The organism is Pseudomonas sp. GL-B-19, from assembly GCF_019956415.1.
Taxonomy (GTDB): domain Bacteria; phylum Pseudomonadota; class Gammaproteobacteria; order Pseudomonadales; family Pseudomonadaceae; genus Aquipseudomonas.
The window spans coordinates 1-3,639 of sequence record NZ_JAHBDK010000101.1; the positions used below are offsets into that span (position 1 = coordinate 1).

Consider the following 3,639-nt stretch of genomic DNA (forward strand, 5'->3'; position numbering starts at 1 on the left):
CTACAACTCGACCACCGGTGTCATCAGCTACAGCTACACCCTGGTGGATAACGAAACCCATCCAGCCGCCAACGGTAACAACAGCCTCACCGAAAACTTCGATGTGGTGGCGACAGACACAGACGGCAGCACCGCGTCGGGTCAGATCAACGTCAACATCGTCGATGACCTGCCCACCGCAGCGCCGAATACCGCCAGTGCGGTGGAAGGCGCAATGGTCAACATCAGCGTACTGGGCAACGACGTGTTGGGCGCCGATGGCCCGGCTGTCGGTGGGGCGGTGATTGGCGTGCGTGCCGGCAGTAACACGGCGACCTCGGCGGTCGGCGGGCTGGGCAACAATATCAATGGCACCTACGGCTACCTGACCCTGGATGCCGCCGGCAATGCCGTGTACCACAGCAACCCGAACTCGGTGGGGGCCGCGGGCGCTACCGACACGTTCACCTACACCATTCGCGATTCCGATGGCGACGAGAGCACCACCACCATCACCATCAACGTCACCGACAATGCCCTGAAAGCCGAGATTGACCAGGACGTGACGGTCTACGAAAAAGCCCTCGACCTGAACCAGGACGGTCTGGACCTCGCAGGGGGCACCGTCACCGGCAGCGACCCGGGCAACACCGGGGAAACCGCCACCGGGACGCTGGTCGGTTCGGTCACCGGCGGCAGCGGCACATTCACCTACAGCCTGGTTGGCAGTGCCACCGGCATATACGGTCAGATCCAGCTCAACGCCGACGGCACGTACACCTACACCCTGACCTCGGCGCCGAAAACATCGCCGAACGCCAACGACGGGACAAACACCCTGAGCGAAAGCTTCACCTACAAAGCCACCGATGCCCTGGGCAACAGCACCACCAGCACCATCGTCGTCAACATCGTCGACGACGTGCCGAAAGCAGTGGCGTCGGATCGCTCGGTGGCAGCGGTGGAAATCGACTCCAACTTGCTGATCGTGCTCGACATCTCCGGCAGTATGGCCGACGACTCCGGTGTGCCAGGCCTGTCGCGGTTAGCGTTGGCCAAATCGGCCATCAGCGCCTTGCTCGACAAGTACGACGACCTTGGCGATGTGAAAGTGCAACTCGTCACCTTCAGCAGCAGTGCCACCGACAGAACGTCGGTGTGGGTCGACGTAGCGACCGCGAAGACGCTCCTCGCCAGCCTGACAGCGAACGGTGGCACCAACTACGATGCGGCGGTGGCAATGCTGCAGACTGCGTTTAATACATCCGGAAAACTGACCGGTGCCCAGAACGTCGGCTACTTCTTCTCTGACGGCAAACCGACCACCGGCCAGGAGACGGGTACGGCGGACGAGGCCGCACTCAAAGCCTTCCTCGACGCCAACAGCATCAAGAACTACGCGATCGGCCTGGGCAGCGGCGTGAGCAACGCCAACCTCGATCCGCTGGCCTATGACGGCAGTACCCACACCAACACCAACGCGGTAGTGGTGACCGATCTCATCCAGCTCAACTCGGTGCTCTCGGGCACCGTGGTCGGTGCACCGGTCACCGGTACATTGCTGGAGGGCGGTACGTTCGGTGCCGATGGCGGTTTCATCAAAACCCTCACGGTCGACGGCACCACCTACACCTACGACCCTAAAGGCAACACCAACCAGGGTTCGTTGAACTTCAGTGGCGGCGATAATCACGGCACGTTCAACACGGTGAACAACAGCATCAGCATCGCCACCAACAATGGCGGCACGCTGGTGGTGAACCTCGACACCGGCGAGTACAACTACACCTCGCAAAAATCCACGGCGGTGGTCATCACCGAAAACATCGGCTTTACCGTCAGCGACAACGACGGCGACCTGGCCAGCTCCACGCTGACGGTCAAAGTCATTCCGAACGCGGCACCGGTGGCGGTCGATGACCACATCATCACCAACGTGCTGTCGAGCAACATCGTGGTGCCGGGCGAACTGCTGCTGGCCAACGACACCGATGCCGACAAGGATCCGCTGACCGCCTCGCCAACTTCCTTCAACACGGGTTGGGTGATCAAGAGCGCGGACTTCACCGGCACCGGCGCAGTCAACTTCATGAGCAGTAACTCCCTGGCGGACGTGCGCAGTTCCTTTACGGCCAATACCGCCGCGATGACGGCGCTACTGGTGATCAATGGATCTCTGGGGCAGGTGAAAGACAACAGCGCCAATGATGAAGATCTCATCACCGTGAAACTCAAAGCGGGTGAAACCCTCAACCTGGATCACAACCTGGCAGACGGGCACATCACCATGGAGTATGGAATCGTTGGCGGCCCGTTCGTCAGCATAGTGAACGGCGGGATGATCACCGCGTCGGCGGATGGGACCTACCAGATCCACATCACCAACATCGAAAATACCAGTGGCGGCAACGCCAAAGGAGACGAGGACTACCAGCTGACCATGACCGTCAACTACGCCGGTGCCCATGACCTTACATCAGACGCTCACGACACCTACACCGCCAACGACAACCACGGCGGCAGCGACACCGCGGCCGTAACCATCAGCTACCAGGACGGCCACACCCTCACCGGCACGGCGGGCGATGACGTGTTGGTGGCAGGTACCGGCAACAACGTCATCAATGCCGGCGATGGTAACGATGTGCTCACCGCCGGCACCGGCAACAACGAACTGCACGGCGGCGCCGGCAATGACTTGCTGTTCAGCGGCATCGGCAACGACCTGCTCGACGGCGGCACCGGCATCGACACCGCGAACTACGCCCATGCGACTGCCGGGGTCACGGTCGACCTGAACCTGGCCACCGGGCAAAACACCGGAGGCGCCGGTACCGATACCCTCACCGGGATCGAAAACCTGGTCGGCTCCAACCTCAACGACAGCCTCACGGGCGACAACAACAGCAACATCATCAATGGTGGGTTGGGCGACGACATCCTCAAGGGTGGCGGCGGTGACGACTTCCTGATCGGCGGCTTGGGCAACAACACCCTCACCGGCGGCGCAGGGGCCGACACCTTCCAGTGGCTCAAAGGTAACAGCGGCCACGACGTCGTCACCGACTTCACCTCAGGCACCGACAAACTCGATTTGTCGCAACTGTTGCAAGGCGAAAACGGCACCACGGCTTCGCTGGATGACTACCTGCACTTCAAAGTCGTGGGCAGCGGCGCCTCGGTACTGACCAGCATCGACGTCAGCGCCATGGCCGGCGCCACGCCGAACCAGACTATCGACCTGGCGGGCGTCGACCTGGCCAACCATTACGGCGTCACGCCGGGGGCGGGCGGAGTGGTGGCGGGTGGGCATGATACGGCGACCATCATCAATGGCATGTTGAACGATCATTCGTTGAAGGTGGATACCGTGTGATCTGAAAGCTGAAACGACAAAACCCGCCATTCCTGGGTAAGGAATGGCGGGTTTTTTGTTGCCTGTGACACCGCCATCGCGAGCAGGCTCGCTCCCACAAGTTTTGGTTTTGAACACAAAATTTGTGAACGACACAAATTCCCTGTGGGAGCGAGCTTGATCTGGTCCAGTAATTTTGGACATTGTTTTCGGTTCTCACGCCGCCATCTTTTCTGCCGCTACCGGCGAGTGGTAACCGTTGTAGCTGTGGCGCCTTACATTGTTGTAGCGCGCCACATATCGGT

General features: G+C 60.7%; 1 protein-coding gene. It reads left to right on the forward strand.

What is annotated here, in order from left to right:
* Positions 1-3,355: beta strand repeat-containing protein (locus tag KGB06_RS28830; protein ID WP_223521804.1), on the forward strand; the 3,355-nt coding region annotated here is incomplete at its 5' end.
* Positions 3,356-3,639 lie beyond the last annotated feature (284 nt).